At 71.8% G+C, this 18,230-nt stretch carries 17 protein-coding genes; 11 read left to right on the top strand and 6 right to left on the bottom strand.

What is annotated here, in order from left to right:
• Positions 1-91 precede the first annotated feature (91 nt).
• Positions 92-682, top strand: coding sequence for a dCTP deaminase (gene dcd, locus FOF52_RS16015; protein ID WP_248590747.1), 591 nt, complete (start codon positions 92-94; stop codon positions 680-682).
• On the opposite strand, the gene FOF52_RS16010 is transcribed toward dcd, so the two are convergent.
• On the bottom strand, positions 676-1,314 hold the full coding sequence (locus FOF52_RS16010) for a rhomboid family intramembrane serine protease (RefSeq protein ID WP_248590746.1): 639 nt from the start codon (positions 1,312-1,314) through the stop codon (positions 676-678). The genes dcd and FOF52_RS16010 overlap by 7 nt on opposite strands.
• A 484-nt stretch (positions 1,315-1,798) precedes the next feature.
• Between FOF52_RS16010 and FOF52_RS16005 the strand changes: the two genes are divergently transcribed.
• The 3 genes from FOF52_RS16005 (at position 1,799) to FOF52_RS15995 (ending at position 5,184) form a co-directional block, all read left to right on the top strand.
• Positions 1,799-2,887 (top strand): quaternary amine ABC transporter ATP-binding protein, encoded by a 1,089-nt coding sequence (locus FOF52_RS16005; RefSeq protein WP_248590745.1) that lies wholly within the window; start codon positions 1,799-1,801, stop codon positions 2,885-2,887.
• On the top strand, positions 2,884-4,134 hold the full coding sequence (locus FOF52_RS16000; RefSeq protein WP_248590744.1) for an ABC transporter permease: 1,251 nt from the start codon (positions 2,884-2,886) through the stop codon (positions 4,132-4,134). The genes FOF52_RS16005 and FOF52_RS16000 overlap by 4 nt, the downstream gene beginning before the upstream one ends.
• Positions 4,135-4,236: 102 nt before the next feature.
• Complete coding sequence (locus tag FOF52_RS15995; RefSeq protein ID WP_248590743.1) at positions 4,237-5,184, top strand: glycine betaine ABC transporter substrate-binding protein; 948 nt, start codon at positions 4,237-4,239, stop codon at positions 5,182-5,184.
• 78 nt (positions 5,185-5,262) lie between these two features.
• Here the strand turns inward: FOF52_RS15995 and FOF52_RS15990 are convergent, their stop codons facing one another.
• Positions 5,263-5,748: a hypothetical protein gene (locus FOF52_RS15990; protein ID WP_248590742.1), complete on the bottom strand. Its 486-nt coding sequence runs from the start codon at positions 5,746-5,748 to the stop codon at positions 5,263-5,265.
• A 328-nt stretch (positions 5,749-6,076) separates the two neighbouring features.
• On the opposite strand from FOF52_RS15990, the gene FOF52_RS15985 reads away from it, so the two are divergent.
• The 5 genes from FOF52_RS15985 (at position 6,077) to FOF52_RS15965 (ending at position 11,834) form a co-directional block, all read left to right on the top strand.
• Positions 6,077-6,580, top strand: a complete 504-nt coding sequence (locus FOF52_RS15985) for a helix-turn-helix domain-containing protein (RefSeq protein ID WP_248590741.1) — start codon at positions 6,077-6,079, stop codon at positions 6,578-6,580.
• 200 nt (positions 6,581-6,780) lie between these two features.
• The gene (locus FOF52_RS15980; RefSeq protein ID WP_248590740.1) at positions 6,781-7,128 is read left to right on the top strand and encodes a hypothetical protein; all 348 of its coding nucleotides are present in this window, start codon (positions 6,781-6,783) and stop codon (positions 7,126-7,128) included.
• A 42-nt stretch (positions 7,129-7,170) separates the two neighbouring features.
• Positions 7,171-8,541 (top strand): SWIM zinc finger family protein, encoded by a 1,371-nt coding sequence (locus FOF52_RS15975; RefSeq protein ID WP_248590739.1) that lies wholly within the window; start codon positions 7,171-7,173, stop codon positions 8,539-8,541.
• On the top strand, positions 8,538-11,399 hold the full coding sequence (locus tag FOF52_RS15970) for a DUF6493 family protein (RefSeq protein ID WP_248590738.1): 2,862 nt from the start codon (positions 8,538-8,540) through the stop codon (positions 11,397-11,399). The genes FOF52_RS15975 and FOF52_RS15970 overlap by 4 nt, the downstream gene beginning before the upstream one ends.
• A 72-nt stretch (positions 11,400-11,471) precedes the next feature.
• Entirely contained in the window at positions 11,472-11,834 is a 363-nt protein-coding gene (locus FOF52_RS15965; protein ID WP_248590737.1) for a DsrE family protein, read from the top strand.
• Between the two features lie 117 nt (positions 11,835-11,951).
• Here the strand turns inward: FOF52_RS15965 and FOF52_RS15960 are convergent, their stop codons facing one another.
• From FOF52_RS15960 to FOF52_RS15950, 3 genes are all read right to left on the bottom strand, one after another.
• A complete protein-coding gene (locus tag FOF52_RS15960) occupies positions 11,952-13,415 on the bottom strand; it encodes an endo-1,4-beta-xylanase (RefSeq protein WP_248590736.1) in 1,464 nt (487 codons plus the stop codon).
• Between the two features lie 175 nt (positions 13,416-13,590).
• Positions 13,591-14,016, bottom strand: coding sequence for a D-aminoacyl-tRNA deacylase (dtd, locus tag FOF52_RS15955; protein WP_248590735.1), 426 nt, complete (start codon positions 14,014-14,016; stop codon positions 13,591-13,593).
• A gap of 13 nt (positions 14,017-14,029) precedes the next feature.
• On the bottom strand, positions 14,030-15,784 hold the full coding sequence (locus FOF52_RS15950; protein WP_248590734.1) for a DUF2207 domain-containing protein: 1,755 nt from the start codon (positions 15,782-15,784) through the stop codon (positions 14,030-14,032).
• Between the two features lie 155 nt (positions 15,785-15,939).
• On the opposite strand from FOF52_RS15950, the gene FOF52_RS15945 reads away from it, so the two are divergent.
• Together FOF52_RS15945 and FOF52_RS15940 are read left to right on the top strand one after the other, a co-directional pair.
• Positions 15,940-16,908, top strand: a complete 969-nt coding sequence (locus FOF52_RS15945) for a neutral zinc metallopeptidase (protein WP_248590733.1) — start codon at positions 15,940-15,942, stop codon at positions 16,906-16,908.
• Between the two features lie 13 nt (positions 16,909-16,921).
• Positions 16,922-17,878 (top strand): neutral zinc metallopeptidase, encoded by a 957-nt coding sequence (locus tag FOF52_RS15940; protein ID WP_248590732.1) that lies wholly within the window; start codon positions 16,922-16,924, stop codon positions 17,876-17,878.
• Between the two features lie 4 nt (positions 17,879-17,882).
• Here the strand turns inward: FOF52_RS15940 and FOF52_RS15935 are convergent, their stop codons facing one another.
• The gene (locus FOF52_RS15935) at positions 17,883-18,197 is read right to left on the bottom strand and encodes a DUF2516 family protein (protein WP_248590731.1); all 315 of its coding nucleotides are present in this window, start codon (positions 18,195-18,197) and stop codon (positions 17,883-17,885) included.
• Positions 18,198-18,230: the final 33 nt, after the last annotated feature.

The raw sequence follows: 18,230 nt of genomic DNA, 5'->3' as shown, positions 1-18,230 counted from the left end.
AAGGATAATGATCGCGGCGCGGCTCGCAAGTCCGTGAGGGGGCAGGCACCGCCCGATCGGGCGGATCGTACAGCAAGGTAGATTCGTCAACGTGCTTCTCTCCGACCGTGATCTCAGGGCCGCCATCGAATCGGGGCGGGTCAAGCTGGACCCCTACGATCCCGAGCTCGTCCAGCCGTCCAGCATCGACGTGCGGCTGGACCGTTACTTTCGGGTGTTCGAGAACCACCGGTACCCGCACATCGATCCGGCGGTGGAGCAGCCGGGGCTGACCCGGCTCATCGAGCCGGAGGGGGACGAGGCGTTCATCCTGCACCCCGGCGAGTTCGTGCTGGCGTCCACCTACGAGACGGTGACGCTGCCCGACGACATCGCGAGCCGGCTGGAGGGCAAGAGCTCCCTGGGGAGGCTGGGGCTGCTCACCCACTCCACGGCCGGGTTCATCGACCCGGGGTTCTCCGGGCACGTCACCCTGGAGCTGTCCAACGTGGCGACGCTGCCGATCAAGCTCTACCCCGGGATGCGGATCGGACAGCTGTGCATGTTCCAGTTGTCCTCGCCCGCCGAGCACCCCTACGGTTCGCAGGTCTGCGGTTCGCGCTACCAGGGGCAGCGCGGTCCCACGCCTTCACGCTCCTATCTGAACTTCACGCGCACCACGGTCCGGCACGGGGATCAGTAGCCCGGGTACCCCTGCGGCGGGGGGCCGTAAGGGCCGTAGGGGCCGTAGCCCTGGTGCGGGGGGAGCGGCTGGCGCCTGGTGCGCCTGGGCAGGATGTAGGCGGCGAGCAGTCCGCCGAGGAAGCCGAACAGGTGGGCCTGCCACGAGATGCCCTGGCCCTGCGGCAGCACGCCGAAGATGAGGCCGCCGTAGAAGAGCACCGTGCAGATCATGATGACGATGTCGATCGTCTTGCGTTCGATGATGCCGCGCAGCACCAGGTAGCCGAAGTAGCCGAAGATCAGGCCGCTCGCGCCGACGGTCAGTGAGCCGGGGGCGGACAGCAGCCACACGCCGATGCCGCTGACCACGGCGATGATGGCCGACGCCCACAGGAAGCGGCCCAGTCCGCTGAACGCCACCAGTGCGCCCAGCACCAGCAGGGGCACGGTGTTGGCGGTGATGTGGGCGAGGTTGGCGTGCATGAACGGCGCGGTGAAGACGGTCCACAGGTCCTCGGCGGCCCAGGAGCGGATGCCGAACTGGTGGTCGAGCAGCCCGCCGAGGAGGAAGAAGTCGACGATTTCGAGGATCCACATCGTCGCGGTGAACACCCCGACGGTGAGGATCGCGCTGATCCGGGACTTGGTCACTCTTCGACTGTATTTGACCGTGCTCTCCTCCTGGAAGGGAGCGCTTCCGTGCCGCGCGGCCGGGGCGTTGCGGGACCGGTCGACGGCGGACGCCGTTCCTCACCCGGGTGAGTGGACCTGTGCTCAGGAAGATTTCAAGAGCTAAAAATGTGATCTATTTCACTCTTGAAGTGTGAGTGATGTAAATCACAAAATCTTGCTTTTTGGTCGGTCCATCCTCCCTTGCAAGAGGAGTTTCGTGGAGGTTGAAACTTAAACCCGTTTCCTCTCTGTGACCTTTCTAAGGAAAATCCCAGGTCAACGTCTCTAAGGTGGCGTATCTACGCAAATCGGACGTGTGGTGTTCGAAGTGCGGGGCCCCGAGGGCTCCGGTACCGGGCCGACGCTGACCCCGCGCATTCCTCAGCGGCACGTCACGGGACCCGAGGAGGAGGGCACCACGCCGAAGACGCCGTGCCAGACGAGGTCGACCGAAGAGGAAGCCGTGCCAGCTGTACGCGCGAACCACCTGTACAAGGTGTTCGGCAAACGAGCACCCCAAGCCGTCGAACTGTTGTCGGACGGGCGCCACCGCGACGAGATCAAGGAACTGAACGTCACAGCCGCCGTCATCGACGTGTCCTTCGAGGTCCAGCCCGGCGAGATCTTCGTCGTCATGGGTCTTTCGGGCTCCGGCAAGTCCACGCTGATCCGCATGCTCAACGGACTGCTGCCGCCCACCTCCGGGACGGTGGAGATCGACGGGACCGACATCACCGCCCTGTCCCGGCGCGCCCTGCGCGCCCTGCGCGGTGAGAAGATCAGCATGGTCTTCCAGCACTTCGCGCTCTTCCCGCACCGCACCGTGCTGGAGAACGCCGCCTACGGGCTGGAGGTGCGCGGCGTCCCGCGCGCCCAGCGCCACGAACGCGCCGCACACGCCCTCGACCTGGTGGGGCTGGGGGACTGGAAGAGCCACCTGCCGCAGCAGCTGTCCGGCGGTATGCAGCAGCGCGTGGGCCTGGCCCGGGCCCTGAGCGCCGACACCGACATCATCCTCATGGACGAGGCGTTCAGCGCCCTGGACCCGCTGATCCGCCGCGACATGCAGACCCAGCTGATCCAGCTCCAGGCCGAACTGGGCAAGACCATCGTCTTCATCACCCACGACCTGAACGAGGCGATGCGCCTGGGCGACCGCATCTGCGTGCTGCGGGACGGCCGGGTCATCCAGATCGGCACCCCCGAGGAGATCCTCAACCACCCGGCCGACGACTACGTCGCCCGGTTCACCGAGGACGTGGACCGCAGCCGGGTGCTGACCGCCGCCTCGGTCATGGAGCCCGCGCCCAAGGCCGACTCCGCTGACTGGGACGACTGGGAGCGGGTGGAGCCGGACGCCCCCGTCGCCGAACTGTTCCAGCGGGCGGCCGCCTGCGACAACCCGCTCGCCGTGGTCGACGAGGAGGACCGGGTGATCGGCGCGGTCTCCCCGAGCACCATCCTGTCCGCGCTGGCCATGCCGGAGGAGCAGGAGAACGGCGTCGTGCCCGCGCCCGTGCGCGGTGAACGGCGTGAGGAGGTCCGCCAGTGAGCTGGCTGTTCCCCTTCCCGCCGCGGCTGCCGCTCGGTGAGGGCTTCGAAGCGCTGAACGAGTGGCTCAAGGAGCACTTCGGCGGACTCTTCGACGCCATCGGCGCCACCATCGACTGGTCGGTCACCACGCTCCGGGACTTCCTCACCGAACCCCAGGCCGCCCAGCTGACCGCCATCGCGGCCGCCGTCCTGGTGGCGGTCTTGGTGCGCGCCCGCCCCATCCCGGTGCTGGTCATCGCCGGCACGGCCGTCGCCCTGTACGTGGGGCAGGCCGCGTTCGCGCTGGGCGACACCCTGGTCAACCACTCGCCGCCGCAGCTCTTCCTGTGGGCGATGCACCTGTTCGGCCAGGACGGGGTGGAGTCCAACCTGGTCATCGGGATCGTCGCGCTCGCGGCCCTGGTGGTCGTGGCCGCGGTCCACCGGATCCGGCTGCCGCTGGTCGCCGCCGTGGCCGGCGGCTGGCTGGTGACGATCCTGTGCGGCTGGCTGCTGTTCGACGCGGTCCCCGGGGTGATCGGCCAGCCCACGGCCACCCTCGTGATGCTGCTGCTCAGCGCCCTGGCGTGGGCGGTGGCGGGCTGGAAGCTGGGCGTGTTCTCGCTGGTCGCGCTCACCGTCGTGATCAGCATCGGCCAGTGGAACAACGCCATGTCCACGCTGTCCCTGGTCCTGGTGGCCAGCCTCATCGCGGTGATCATCGCCATCCCCATCGGTGTGCTGGCCGCCTACAGCACCGTGGTCAGCCGGGTCGTCAAGCCGGTCCTGGACCTCATGCAGACGATGCCCGCCTTCGTCTACCTGATTCCGGCGATCTTCTTCTTCTCGCTCGGCGCCGTCCCCGGGGTCGTGGCGACCGTCATCTTCGCGATGCCGCCCGGGGTGCGCCTCACCGAGCTGGGCATCCGGCAGATCGACAAGGAGATCGTCGAGGCGGGCGAGGCGTTCGGCGCGCCGCCCGCCAAGATCCTCACCGGCATCCAGCTGCCGCTGGCGCTGTCGACGATCATGGCGGGGGTCAACCAGGTGATCATGCTCGGCCTGTCCATGGTGGTCATCGCCGGCATGGTCGGCGCGGGCGGCCTGGGCAACCAGGTCTACCAGGGCATCTCCCGCAACGACGGCGCGCTCGGCTTCGAGGGCGGCATCGCCGTCGTCATCCTCGCGATCTTCCTCGACCGGCTCACCGCCGCGGTCACCCGCCGCTCCCCGCAGGCCCGCGCCGAACAGGCGGCCGCGGCCTGAGCCGACAACCACAGACCGTGCTGCCGCTCCACGAGCGTGCGGCAGTGCACGCTTCCCCGTCCCGCACGGAAGCGTGAAGCCAATGAAGAAGGGAACCACCACGTGAAACCCACCAAGCGCACCCGGCGCCTCGCCTCGGTCACCGCAGGGCTGGCCTCGCTGGCCCTGCTGGCCACCGCCTGTGGAGGAGACGGCGGAAGCGGCCTGGCGGGCGGCGGAGACGAGGGATCCGGGCAGGGCGGCGACAAGCAGATCGAGATCGCCCTGATCCCGTGGGAGGAGGCCATCGCCACCACCAACATGTGGAAGGTGCTCCTCGAAGAGCTCGACTACGAGGTGACCATCACCGAGGTCGACGTGGCCCCCATGTACCAGGGCGTGGCCAACGGCGACGTCGACATGTTCCTGGACACCTGGCTTCCCCTCACCCACGCCGACTACTGGGAGGAGTACGGCGACAAGGTCGAGGACCTCGGGGCCTGGTACGACAACGCCGTGCTGACCCTCACCGTCCCCTCCTACGTGGACGAGGTGGACTCCATCGCCGACCTGGCCGACAACGCCGACCTGTTCGGCGGCCGGATCGTCGGCATCGAGTCCGGGTCCGGCCTGGTGCGCACCACCAAGGAAGAGGCCATCCCCACCTACGGCCTGGACGACTACGAGCTGATCGAGTCCTCCACCGCGGCGATGCTCGCCGAGCTGGACGCGGCGATCGCCGACGAGGAGCCGATCGTGGTCACCCTGTGGCGGCCGCACATCGCCTACGCCCAGTACGACCTGAAGGACCTGGAGGACCCCGAGGGCGCGATGGGCGGCGCCGAGGAGATCCACGCGGTGGGCCGCGCCGGCTTCAGCGAGGACTTCCCGGAGCTGGCCGAGTGGCTCGGCAACTTCGAGCTCAGCGACGACGAGCTGAGCTCCCTGGAGCAGGCCGTCCTCGCCGACCACGAGGACGACCCGGAGGCCGGCGCCCGCGAGTGGCTGGCCGCCAACCCCGAGTTCATCGAGCGCACCCTCGGTGAGGCGGGGGCCGACCTGGAGTTCTGACCCGCCGGGTGACGGAGCGGAACGAACGGTGGGGCCGTCCCGGCAGCGGGACGGCCCCACCGGGCTGCGGACGGCAGGTCAGGACCCCGAGGTGAGCGACCGGTCGCGGGGCGGGATGCCCGCGGTGCTCATGAACGCGTCGACCTTGGCCGGCGAGGTCAGGCCGGTCAGCGGCAGGTAGGGGCGTCCGGCGCGGCGGCCCTCCACGGACGGGAAGACCTTCGGGCGTCCCGTGGGGTCGCACAGGCCGAGCGACCGGGTGCGGCCGGGCAGCAGGTAGTAGGAGCCGATCTCGGAGAACGGCACGCGGACCACGTAGCGGCCGCGGATGTAGCAGAAGTCCTGGTCGTCGATCTCCAGTACGGGGGACTTGGCGCGCAGGCCGTGCCACAGCACGGCCAGGCCGCCGCCGATGACCAGCACACCCAACACCACACTGGCCCAGTGGGACGGATCCATCGCGATGACGACCCCGCCGAGCGCCGCCAGCGCCGCGCCGCCCCACAGTTCGACATGCTTGCGCCCCAACGGGCAGGTGAGGCGAACCTTCTGGGTCACGGACATGCCTCTTTCACAGTCGTCTGGATCTCGCGACGAGCCGCGGGGGGGACCCGCCGTCCCGGGGACCGGGGAGAGGGGTGGTCAACCGCAGCCGCCCACGGCGCACGGGGCTGGTGTCGCGGAGAGAGGCGATGACTATCGCTGAAGAAACCATATCGTTCCCCGACGTCCGTTAGGTGCCGAATCTCCACTTCGGAGGAGTGCCGCGGATCTCGTTCCCCCGGTCACGGGGGCGGTCCGTCCGTTAGGGTCGGCGGCGGTATTGGGAGAGGGCGTCAGCGGGAATGACCGGCATGACCCGACGTCCCCGACACGGAGGAGACCGACAGCCATGGCCCGCCCCAGCATCGACTTTGGCGAACATACGGCGTCCATCGCGGCGGCCGTCAGAGCCCGCCGCGAGGAGCTGGGGCGCAGCCGGACGGAGTTCGCCCAGCAGACCCCGAAGATCCCGCCGCGCCTGCTGCAGGACCTGGAGAGCGGCAGGCGGTCCCGCTACAGCCGGGACCTGTGCGCCAAGTTGGAGTTCAAGCTGGGGTGGACGCGCGGGTCGATCGAGCGCATGGCCTCGGGCGGGGATCCCGAGGAGGTCAACGACCTCATCTCCGTGGTCCGCGACGAGAGCCAGGGCACCGAGACCCGCCGCTACCTGCTCGGCAACGAGGAGCTGCTGCAGCGCATCTACACCGACCTGCAGGCCGACACCGCCGACATGCCGGAGGAGGAGGCGCGGGCGCTCGTGGAGCAGGCCCTGGAGACCGCGCGCGTCCAGGCGCTGCTCGTGGTGCACCGGGCCAGACGCAGACGCATGAGCGGCAACGGCGCACTGCACTGAGCGGTCGGCACCGGGCGGCGCACCCCGCGGGGAGGCGGCGGGCCCCCGGAACCGCTGAAGCTTTCTCCGCGGCCCTCGACCGGGATGTAAGAATGGTGACAAAACGTAGTGTGCTGGTCGCCGGGGATCGGGACGGAGGCGCGAAGACCCTGAATCCCCCGAGCGGCCGCCGCGCCCGCAACGTGACGAAGAGGTCAGACATGCCGCAGCCGCCGCACGGTCGTCCCAGGGCGGGCCCCCGCCGCCCGAAACTCTCCCTCACCTACAGCCCGCTCCCGCCGCGTGTGCCGTTCCTCCTCACCCGGCACCGGTACGGGACGCTCATCACCATCCGCGAGTCGCTGACCTACGCCGAGGCCGTCGACGCCTGTCTGCGCCGGATGCAGCCGAAGCTGCTGGACTTCGTCGTGGACAGCCTGGGCCTGGGCGACCCGAGGATCCCCGGCAGCTTCCATCCCTCGTGGGACCTGGACACGAAGATGGACTGGGACTTCATCCACCGTCTGGAAGCGGCGGGACGCCTCCTGCCCTGGCCGCACCGGAGCTGAACCGGCCCTCCCTGTCACTGCCGGCCCCTAGGGTCACGGGACATGACGGAAGCGGTGCACGCCCCCAGCTACCGGTGCTCCTCGACCCTCGACTTCGGGGGAGCCGGAGGACGCCTCTGCCTGCAGACCTCGACGGGACTGACGCCCGCCGGCTCCCACCCGCACCCCCGGTTCTTCAGCGGTTTCCTCACCGAGCCGGGGGCTGCCGCGGCGGCGCTGCTGAGCGTGGCGGACGTCGCCGCGGCCCGCTACCACCGGCAGTTCCCGGACGCCTCACGGGACCCCGTGGTCACCGGGAACGGCGACCGGCTCCGGTTCGAGTCGTTCTCCGCCTGCGGGGGCGTCTACGCGCGCCTGGACGTCCTGGCCGCCGGGCTCGACGGCGGCGAGGTCGGCCACGGCACCACCAACGTCGACGTCAACGACCCGCTGCGGGAGGCCCTGGCCCGGGTGGGCGGCGCCGATCCCCTGCACCTGAGCGTGGGCCCCGACGAGCTGGCGGTGGCCACCCCGGACGGCGCGGTGGTGGAGAAGAAGGTGCCGCTGCCCGACCGCTGGCTGCGCGGGTTCGCCGAGACGCAGGTCATCGCCTCCACCTTCGACCTGCGCGGCGAGGTCCCCGCGGCCGAGGCGGTCCGTTTCCTGCGTTCGCTGCCCCGCGGCTCCCGCGACCCCGGCTGGGTGGTGCCCGGCGGGCGCACCCTGCGGCGCACCAGCAGGCCCGTGCCCGGCGCGGTCTGCCTGCCCGGCCCCGTGCGCCTGGCCGCGCTGGGCCGGGTGCTGCGGTACGCCCGCGCCCTGCGGGTGTACGGGCCGCCGGTGACCGCGCGCAGCGAACCCGTCGCCGCCGCCTGGGAGGTGGTGCTGCCGGGGATGCGCCTCACCCTCACCCTGTCGCCGAGCGCGGCCCGGGGCTTCTCCGGGGAGGGGTCGGCCTTGGAGGCGCTGGCCGACGCCGACGCCGCCGACGCCGACCGGGTCGCGGCGCTGCTGGCCTGGGAGCCGCGCCTGGACGTCGCCGACCTCGCCGAGCAGGCCGGGCTGGCCCCCGCCCGGGTGCGCGCCGCCCTCACCCTGCTGGGGACGGCGGGCCGGGTCGGCTACGACACCGCCGAGGCCGCCCACTTCCACCGGGAGCTCCCCTACGACGCCGCGCACGCCGAGCGGCGCAACCCCCGCCTGCGGATGGCCCGCTCCCTCGTCGCCGCCGGCGCGGTCCGCCTCGACGGCGACCTGGCCGCCGTCACCGTCGACGCCGACCGCGTCCACCGGGTCCGCTCGGGCGGCGGGGAGTCCACCTGCACCTGCCCGTGGTGGACGCGGTACCGGGGCGGACGCGGACCGTGCTCCCACGTCCTCGCCGTCCGCCTCGCCCGAGGTACCGTCGTCCGACCCGAAGGAGACAGCAGATGAGCACGTCCCCCGCGCCGGAGCCGCGAACCGCGCCGGAGCCGCCGGCCGACGACCCGGTGGACCTGCTGCTGCGGTTCGCCCGGCGCACCGGTGTCCGGCTGGAGGCGGCCAGACGGCTCACCGAGGAGGACCGGGAGATCCTGGAGGAGACCGCTCGGCGGCTTACCCCCGAGGCGGCGGGGGTGGTCGCGGCCGTGACGGACGTCCGCAAGGAGGACCTGTTCCCGAGGCTGGCGGCGCTGCCGGAGCGGGACCGGGGCTCCTGCGTCCCCTACCTGGAGCGGTTCCTGCGCCTGCTCCGGGACGACTGGGACGCGACGAGCATCCGCTACGAGCGACACCGGCAGATCCTGCGCCTGGCCGGAGTCGCGTGCGAGCCGACCCCCGCGGCGGCGGTCCGCTGGATCATCAGCGACGAGCTGTGGTGGGCGAGCACGGAGCCCCGCGACACCGACCGGCTCCTGCAGGTCCTGGCCGACCGCCCCGCACGGTGGCGGGCCGACCTGGTGGCCCGCGTCGTGGAGCGCTGCGACCGGACCACGGAGTCCTTCTGGTACCCCCTGGTCAGGGGACTGCTGCTGATGTCGGACCTCCCGCCCCCCGAGCACGACGCCTTCGTCCAGGCGTGGATGCGCGACCTCACCCATCCGCACTGGCACCCCGCCGGGGGGCGCCACCGGACCTCCTCCCGCCCCGACACGCTGCTGGACCGCCTGCGCGACGACCCCTTCCGCGACACGCTCCTGCCCCGGATCTTCCGGGGCGGCACCGTCGCCCAGCTGGCGGAGCGGGGGGCCGGCGGGGAGGACGCCGACCGGTGGCCGCGGGCGCTGGCCGCGCTCGCCGCGGAGGGGCGCCTGGACCGCGCCTTCCTCATTGACACCGCCCTGGCGTGCCTGCTGCGCGGCGGTCGGCCGAGCGACCTGACCGCCTGCTTCGAGGTGTTCACCAGCCTGGACCCCACCGACGACGAGTGCGGCGAGCGGGTGCCGGTCCTGCTGCGCCTGCTGTCCGAGACGCCCTCCGCCGTCGCGGAACACGTCCAGCGGAGGCTGCGGGCGCTGGACGACGCGGGCAGGCTCACCGCTGAGCAGTTCGCCGACGCCTCCCGGTCGGTGCTGTTCCGCCCCCAGAAGAAGCTGCTGCGCGCCCAGCTGTCCTGGCTGGACCGGTCGGCCCGGCGCGACGCCTCCCGCGCCGGGGTGGTGGTGTCGGCCGTCACCGGCCTCTTCGGCCACGAGGACGTCACCCTCCAGGAGAGGGCCTGGCAGGTGGCCGCCCGCCACCTGCCGCACGCCCCCGAGGAGGTCCGCGCCGGCCTGGCCGCGGCGTCGGCCGCGCTCCACCCGGGACTGCGCGACCGCGCCGCCGGACTCCTCGGCACGGCACCGTCCGCGGCCGCGGAGCCGGCCGACCTGCTGCCCCCGGTGGCCGTGCCCGCGCCGCTGGCCCCTCCTCCGGCCACCCCGGCCGAGGTCGCCGAGGAGGTCGGCGCGGTGGTCCAGCGGACCCGGGGCGGGTGGGCCGCCGTCCGCGCGGTCGACGTCCCCACCTTCGAACGCGCCCTGGACGGCCTGGTCCGCCACGCCCACCGCGACCTCGACGGGCTGGTCGCGGCGCTCGAACCGGTCGCCCGCGCCTGCCCCTGGGACCTCTCGTGGCGTTCCCGGGAGCCGTGGGAGCGGGAGTGGCGTCCCGGGGACCTGCGGTACGTCCTGGCCCATCTGCTGGGCGAGGAGGACCCGGGAGTCCTGTGGGCGTGGCGGGAGCAGTGGCTTCCGGGGCGGGCCCCCAGCCGGTTCAGCCGGGTCATCCGGGCGCGGCTGCACGAGGTCGCCCAGCGCCTGGCCACCGATCCGCCGCCGTTCCTGCTGGCCACCCCCACCGCCGTGGACGGGCGGATCGACCCGGCCGAACTGGTCGCCCGGATCGCGGCCTACGAGGACGCCGGCGTGTCCCCCGGGGAGGTCGACCTCTCCCAGGCGCTGCTGCGGGTGGATGCCGCGGCCTGCCCGGACGAGGTCCTGGACCGCGCCGGGAAGCTGGCGGGGTCGGCGGGGCGGCGGCTCGCCGCGTGGCTGGCGGCCGGCGGCCTGCCCGAACCGGTGGAACGCGCTCCCTGGGACGGTCCCGGCGGCGACGGCACCCCGGCGGGCGCTCTCCTGGTCGCCAGCGGGGCGGTGGCCCCGCCCGGCGCGCTGCACGAGGTCTTCGGGGCGCTGCTGGAGGGGGGCGGCGTCGACGACCGGGACCTCTGCCGCCACCTCCCCGACCCGCACTGGCTGGCGATGCTGCCGGTCTCCCGGCGGCTGCTCGCCCTGCGGCTGCAGCGGGCCTACGTCGACGCGGCCGACGGGGGCGCGAGCGGGACGGTGCGGCTGCTGCCCGTCCTGGCGGAGGCCGGGGGCGGGGCGGGAACGGCCCTGCACATGGGGGTGGCCTGCGCGCTGGGCGTGGCGGAGGCCGAGGACCGGCCCGCGGCGGTCGACGCCCTGCTGGCCCTGGCGGCGCGCGGCGACCTGGACGCGGCGCTGCTCGGCCGCTGCCTGGGCGAGGCGGTGCGCGTCGGGGCGGTCGTCCCGACGAGGCTGGCCGCGGCGCTGCGGGACGCGGCGGCGGGCGGCGCCTACGGCACGGTCTGGTCGGTGCTGGAGGCCGTCCTGCCCGGCCTGCTCCGCTGCTGCGACGGCCCCGCGCCGCGCGGGCTGGCCGACCTGGTCGCGGTGGCCGCCGAGTGCGCGGGCCGCTGCGGTGCCCGGGGGGAGATCCCCGAGGTGACGCAGGTGGCCGCACGGAAGGGGCGGACCCGGTTGGTCCGGGAGGCGCGGGCGCTGCGCGACGCTCTCGCCGCCGGGTGACCTCCGGGGACGGAGCACCGCGATCCCGGCGAACCGTGGGACCGCGGCGGACACGGGCGTTACGCTGACGGCATGGAACGCGTGTTGGTGATCAAGGCGACCGCCGGTGAGGACTCCCCCGAACGCTGCAACCAGGCGTTCACGGTGGCGGCGGCAGCGGTGGCGAGCGGGGTGCGGGTGTCGCTGTGGCTGACCGGGGAGGCGAGTTGGCTGGCGGTCCCCGGCCGGGCGGAGCGGTTCACGCTGCCGCACGCGGCTCCGCTCGACGAGCTGCTCGACGCGGTCCTGGCGGGCGGGCAGGTCACCGTCTGCACCCAGTGTGCGGCGCGGCGTTCGCTGACCGAGGCGGACCTGGTCGAGGGCGTGCGGATCGCGGGCGCCCCCACCTTCGTCGAGGAGGTCATGGCGGACGGGGTCCAGGCGCTGGTCTACTGATCCGGCTGACCGTGCCCCCGGTGCCGGAGCGCTCCGGAGGCGGGGCCGAAGACCGCGGGGGCCGCCGCGTCTGTGGCGCGGCGGCCCCGTTGGTGTGTTCAGGTGGTCAGGTCACCGTCAGGAGCAGGTGGCTCCGTTGAGGGTGAACTGGGTGGGGGTGGAGACGCTGCCGGTCTTGTCGGCGACGAAGCCGAGTTCGGTGCTCTGACCGGGGTTGAGGGTGGCGTTCCAGGCGGGGGCGGTCACGGTGATCTGGGAGCCGTTCTGGGTCCAGTCGCCGTTCCAGCCGTTGGAGATGTTCACGTTGGCCAGGGTGAACTGCAGGGTCCAGTTGCTGATCGGGGAGGACCCGGTGTTGGTGACGGTCAGGGCGCCCTGCATGCCGTTGCCCCAGTCGTTGACCACGGCGTAGTCCACGTCGCAGGGACCACCCGGCGTACCCGGCTCGCCCGGCTCCTCACCCGGACCACCCGGCTCCTCGCCCGGGTTACCCGGCTCCTCACCCGGGTCGTCGGTGCCGCCGAGGGCCTCGTAGACGGCGTACCAGGCGGGCTTGCGGTTGTACTGGCCGTCGTAGAGCAGCGGGGCGCCTTCGCCCGGGAAGGTGTAGGGCACCCAGGAGCGCTCGTCGTCGATGCCCCAGACGGTGATGCCGATGCAGCGGTTCACCGCGAGGCAGGCGTCGACTACGGCCTCGTAGTCGCGGGCCTGCTGCTGGAGCTTGTTGTTGTCCGCGGGCATCTGCATGCGGATGTCCAGCTCGGTGATGGCCACGTCCAGGCCCAGGTCGGCGAAGCGCTGCATGTTCTGCTGGAACGTGGACGGCACCTGGCCGACGATGAGGTGGCTCTGGATGCCGACGCCGTGGATCGGCACGCCCTCGTTGAGCAGGTCGACCACCAGGTTGTACAGACCGTTGCTCTTGGCGTTGATGCCTTCGATGTTGTAGTCGTTGATGTACAGCTTGGCGTTGGGGTCGACCTCGTGGGCCTTGCGGAAGGCGTGGGCGATGTAGTCGCGGCCCATGCCCTGGTACCAGATCGAGTTGCGGAACGTGCCGTCCTCGTTGAACGCCTCGTTGACCACGTCCCAGGCGTAGAGGTCACCCCTGTAGCGGCCGGCCACCACCTCGATGTGGTTCTCCATGATGGAGCGGAGCTGGTTGCCGTTGTAGCCGCCGTTGTTCAGCCAGGACGGCAGCTGGCTGTGCCAGACCAGGGTGTGCCCGCGCACGATCTGGTTGTTGGCCTTGGCGAAGTTGATGATGGAGTCGGCCTGGCTCCAGTTGTACTGGCCCTGCTGCGGCTCCAGCGCTTCCCACTTCATCTCGTTCTCGTGGGTGACCGCGCTGAACTGGGCGGCCGCGATGTCCCGGTACTGGGAGTCGCTGTTGAGCGGGTTGTAGGTGAGGGCGGTGCCGAAGTGGCGGCCGCCGTTCTGTGCGGCCAGGTCCCGCAGGGTCGACTCGGCCTGCGCCGGGGAGGCCGTGACCAGCAGGCCGGCCGCGGCCAGTGCCGAGGTGAGGAGGAGGCTGAGCGAGCGTCTGGCTCGCCGCGGGGAACGGTGACGGGCTTCCGTCATCGGTTCTTCCTTTCGCGCGACGGTTGTTCTTCCTGTTGCGCGACCGACGTGCCCCCTCAGCCTGTCGGTCAGATCACACGTCCGGGAGCGCTCCCACGTGCAACCGGTGACCAATCTAACACGTTAGGTATCGAAGGGGAAGATCGTCTTTACCGCATCACTACGGGGCTGGTCCCTAGACCTCCACGATGACGGTGAACGGGCCCTCGTTGGTCAACTCCACCGACATCTGCGCCCCGAACACCCCCGTCTCCACCCGCGCGCCCAACCCGCGCAGCTCCTCGACCACCCGGTCCACCAGCGGTTCGGCCACCGGACCGGGCGCGGCCGCCTGCCAGGTGGGGCGGCGGCCCTTGCGGGCGTCGCCGTACAGCGTGAACTGGCTGACCACCAGCAGCGGGGCCGCGACGTCGGAGCACGACTTCTCGTCCTCCAGGATGCGCAGCGTCCACAGCTTCCGGGCCAGCTTGGCGGCTTGCGCGTCCCCATCGGTGTGGGTCACCCCCACCAGCGCCAGCAGCCCCGGCTCCTTGATCGCGCCGACGACCTCGCCGTCGACCGTCACCGAGGCGCGGCTGACCCGCTGCACCACCGCACGCATGAGACTGCTCCTCTCAGATCAGGGACCGGAACTGCCGGGTACTGGAGATGACACCGGACAGGGTCAGCGTGAACGCCTTGATGGAGTCGGCGAAGTCGCCCAGGGTCCAGTCCTGCGGCCCGCGGTACCAGGACAGGCCCTGGCCGCCGGACTCCTCCGCCCCCGCGGCCGCCAGGATCCGCGCCCAGTGCTCGACGTTGTCGAAGATGATCGCGTACGGCAGGTAGCGGGAGAACAGGTGGACCCGGCGCTCGGGCGGGACGTCGTCGACCCGGGCCCGCAGCAGGTACGCCCGGAACCCGGCGACGTGCGCGAACACGGCACTGCCCAGCTTCGTCTTGGCGGGCATGTACTGCGCTCCGACGGTCACCGCCGCGCCCGCGATGACCAGGGCAAGCCCGGTGAACGCGGCGTGCGTGAAGATCGCCAGCAGCACGGTGACCACCGCGCCGAGCAGGGACAGCACGATCCCCACGGTCGTCCACTGGTTGCGCTCCCGGTTGGGGCGGCGCGCGAACCACTTGAGCCGCACCATGTCGCGGTACAGCTCCTCGCGCACGTCGGCCAGCCGGTTCGCGAACTCCTCGTCCAGTTCCGACAGCCGCGTCCGCGGGCCCCGGGGGAAGAGCGCCTCCAGCAGCAGGCGCTCGTAGGTCAGCAGGGTCTCCTCGCCGCGCTGGCCGGTGCGGGTCAGCAGCCAGTCCACCGACGAGTAGCGCTGGTGCGGCAGCTCCTCGATCCGCAGGTATCCGCGCACCGCCAGGTCCACCACGGACGCGGTGACGTCCACGACGTCGGCCTGCTCGTCGATAAGGGTGCCGATCTGCCCCGGGTGCACGTTGTCCGGCGGATGGAACTGCAGGTTCCCGCCCACCCCCGGCTCCAGCGGGGCGTGGTCGGCCTTGCACGCCTCCGACCGCAGCGCCCGCTCGTCCCTACCGCGCACCCAGATCAGCAGCACCAGTCCGCCGACGAGCACCACGAGCAGCAGCCCGAAGACGCCCGCCGTCGCGGGGGTGATCGCGAACGCGGAGGTCAGCGACCAGGACCGGTCCAGGATCAGGCTGCTGTCCGCGGTCCCCGGGGGATAGCTCACCACGATGCCGAGCGTCTGCCCCGCGTCCAGGTCGGCCTGGAGGAAACGGGCCACGAGCGCCTGGGGGCCGCCCATGTCCGAGGCGGTGCAGTAGATGGAGCTGAGCGGTTCGCCCGCCGCGCACGACAGCGCCTGCGGCGGATTCGGGGCGTCGACGACCACCGTCGTCTCCTCGACGAAGTCGCTGTAGCCCCCGACCGCCGTCCACTCCAGCTCCAACCGGTCGCCGACCTCGCTGACCGTGCCCGTGACCTGGTAGTCCACGATGACGACCGGGGCGCCGGCCACGTCCAGGGTGGCGTTCAGGGTGGTCTCGTCCTCGGTGACGGTGACCTCCACCGGGGTGCCGTCCCCGCTCTGCGCGGCCAGGCCGGTCAGCTCGTACAGCCGGTCGTGGTCGGTGTCGTAGGGCTCCCGCAGCAGGAAGGTCCGGGTGAACTCCGCGGGGCCCGCGCCGCCGAAGGCGATGCGCTCCTGGGCGTGCAGGACGCCGTTGCCGTCCAGCCGCAGGGAGATCGTGTTGACGATCTGCCCGTCGGCGAGCTCGCCCTGCTGGAGGGTGTGGGTCTGCGGGTCGTGGGGTGCGGCGGCCGCCGGTCCCGCCAGCAGCACACCGGTGGACACGACGGCGGCGAGACCGAGCAGGGCCCTCCCCGTCGCTGTTCCCGTCATCGCTTCCTCACCTGTTCTGCTGGACGTGTCGCTCACGGTGAGCCTATCGACCACGTCCAGTGGTCCGGAGAGAAGGAGGCGGGCACCGGGGCCGTCCCTTTCGCCCGGCATAATCGAAAAGTCACCTTGACGGACCGACAGGGGGGAAACGACGGGTGCGGGGACGGAACAACGCGACGGAGCCGGTCCGCAAGCGGAGTCTCGGCAGCGAGTACATGCTGCCCGGACGCGCGGGACGGGCCCGGCCGCGTCCCCTGGGCGTCGGCGTCTCCGTCGTCGTGGTCATGGGTCTGGCCTCCGTCGCCCTGGCCGGGTTCGTCTCGGTGGCCTCCCTCTTCGGAACCGGGTCCGGGCCCGCGCCGGCCACGGGTCCGCCGACGGGGCCGTCCGAGCAGGCCGACCCGGACCAGGGCCGGCCCCGGGACGTGCTGACCACCAACGCGCTCTACCTGAGCGGGGAACTGCGGTCGGTCGCCTGCCCGGCCCCGGAGATGGAGGTCGGCGACCCCCGCTCCATGGAGGACTTCCTGCACGAGGTGACCGACTGCCTCGACCAGGCGTGGGGGGAGCACCTCACCGCGGCGGGACTGGAGTTCGAACCCCCGAACCGGGTCTACTGGTACTCGTCGGGGCAGAGCCCGTGCGGCACCTATCCGGTCGAGGGGCTCTCGGCGTTCTACTGCCACGCGAACAAGGGCCTGTACCTCGGCGTGGAGGACATCGTGGCCGGTTCCGGCCACAGCGACCGGACCGCGGCCTACACGTTCCTGCTCGGCCACGAGTACGGGCACCACGTGCAGGGCGAGACGGGAATCCTGTCCCAGTACCAGGAGATGCGGAGCGGCAGCAACGGCGAGGAGAGCCGGGACGAGTGGAGCCGCCGCAGCGAACTCCAGGCCAACTGCCTGAGCGGGGTGTTCCTGGGGGCGGTGGAGAACAGCTTCCCCATCGGGGAGGCGGAACGCGAGGAGGTGCTGCGGGACGCCGCGCTCCGCGCGGACCGGGGGGACACGCACACGCACGGCAGTCCCGCCAACGGCCGGCTGTGGACCAGCCACGGCATGGACCGCCGGGACCCCGCCGCGTGCAACACCTGGGAGGCGGAGGAGGAACTGGTCGACTGACCGGGGTGTGGCGGTGGACGAGCCGGGACGGGAAGTGGAACGGGCGCACGACCGGACAGCGCGGAGCGGAAGGCGCGGCTTCGGTCGCTTCGTGGGGGTCGGCGCGGTCGTCCTGGCCCTGGCGGTCCTGGTGGGACACGGGGTCGGCGGCGAGGAACGGGGGGCGCCGTCGCTCGGCCGCACCTCCCAGGAACAGGCCCCGCCCGAGGACCCGCACCGGGGACCGAGCAGCGGCCTCGGAGCGGAGTTCACCGGGGAGGGCGTGCTCCGGCACAATCCGCTCTACACGACCGGACGCCTGGCACCGCTGCCCTGCCCGGCCCCCGGACTCGACGTCCACGACACCGCGTCCATGAAGCGCTTCCTCGACACCGTCGCGGACTGCCTGGACCACGCCTGGGCCACCCAGTTCGCCAAGGCGGGGCTGGAGTTCGAACCGCCCGGACGGGTCTTCTGGACGGAACCCGGCAGCAGCCCGTGCCGCGACTACCCCTCGGCGGCGGGCGGCTTCTACTGCCGGGCCAGCAAGAGCGTCTACATCGGCCTGAGTGACGTGGTGGAGAAGTGGCGCCACAGTCCCGACAGCGTCGTCTACGCCTCCCTGCTCGCCCACGAGTACGGGCACCACGTGCAGGGCGAGGCCGGAATCCTGGACTACTACCACGAGCAGCGCCGCCTGGAGAGCGACCCGGTGGAACGGAGCTTCTGGACCCGCCGCAGCGAACTCCAGGCCAACTGCCTGGCGGGAGCCTTCCTCGGGGCGGTGAGCGTCACCTACCCCCTCGGGGACGCCGAGCACCGGGTGCTCCTTGAGGACGCCGCGGCCACCGCGGACCGCGAGGGCAGCAGCGACGCCGAGCGTACGCACGGCTCGGCGCAGAACAGCGCGCTGTGGCTGGAGCGGGGGCTGGACTACCAGACCCCCGGTTCCTGCAACACCTGGGCGGCCGAGGAGGACCTGCTCCAGTGAGCGGTCACCAGGAGCCGTAGGGGCCGTCGCCGCCGGAGCGGCCGATCTGGCGGATCGCGGGGCGCACGTCGATCAGGAAGATCAGGGCGGCGATCAGCGCCAGGATCGTCAGGAACGCGGACATGCCCAGGAACGCGGCCAACGAGACCACCGTGCCTCCGGCCAGCAGGCCCACCCACAGCCCCTTGGTCTGCTTGTCCATCGCGGGGAATGCGGGCGCGGGAGTGCGGGCGGCCTCGATCAGCGAGTACAGCGACAGCACGAAGGTCACCAGGTAGAGGACCCTGAAGAGCAGATCGAAGAAGCCTACGGCGTACACGCGAGCACCCGGCCTTTGACTTGAGGGAACCTT

It is taken from the genome of Thermobifida alba (genome assembly GCF_023208015.1).
Taxonomy (GTDB): Bacteria; Actinomycetota; Actinomycetes; order Streptosporangiales; family Streptosporangiaceae; genus Thermobifida; species Thermobifida alba.
This window is presented reverse-complemented; position numbering and strand designations above follow the sequence as displayed.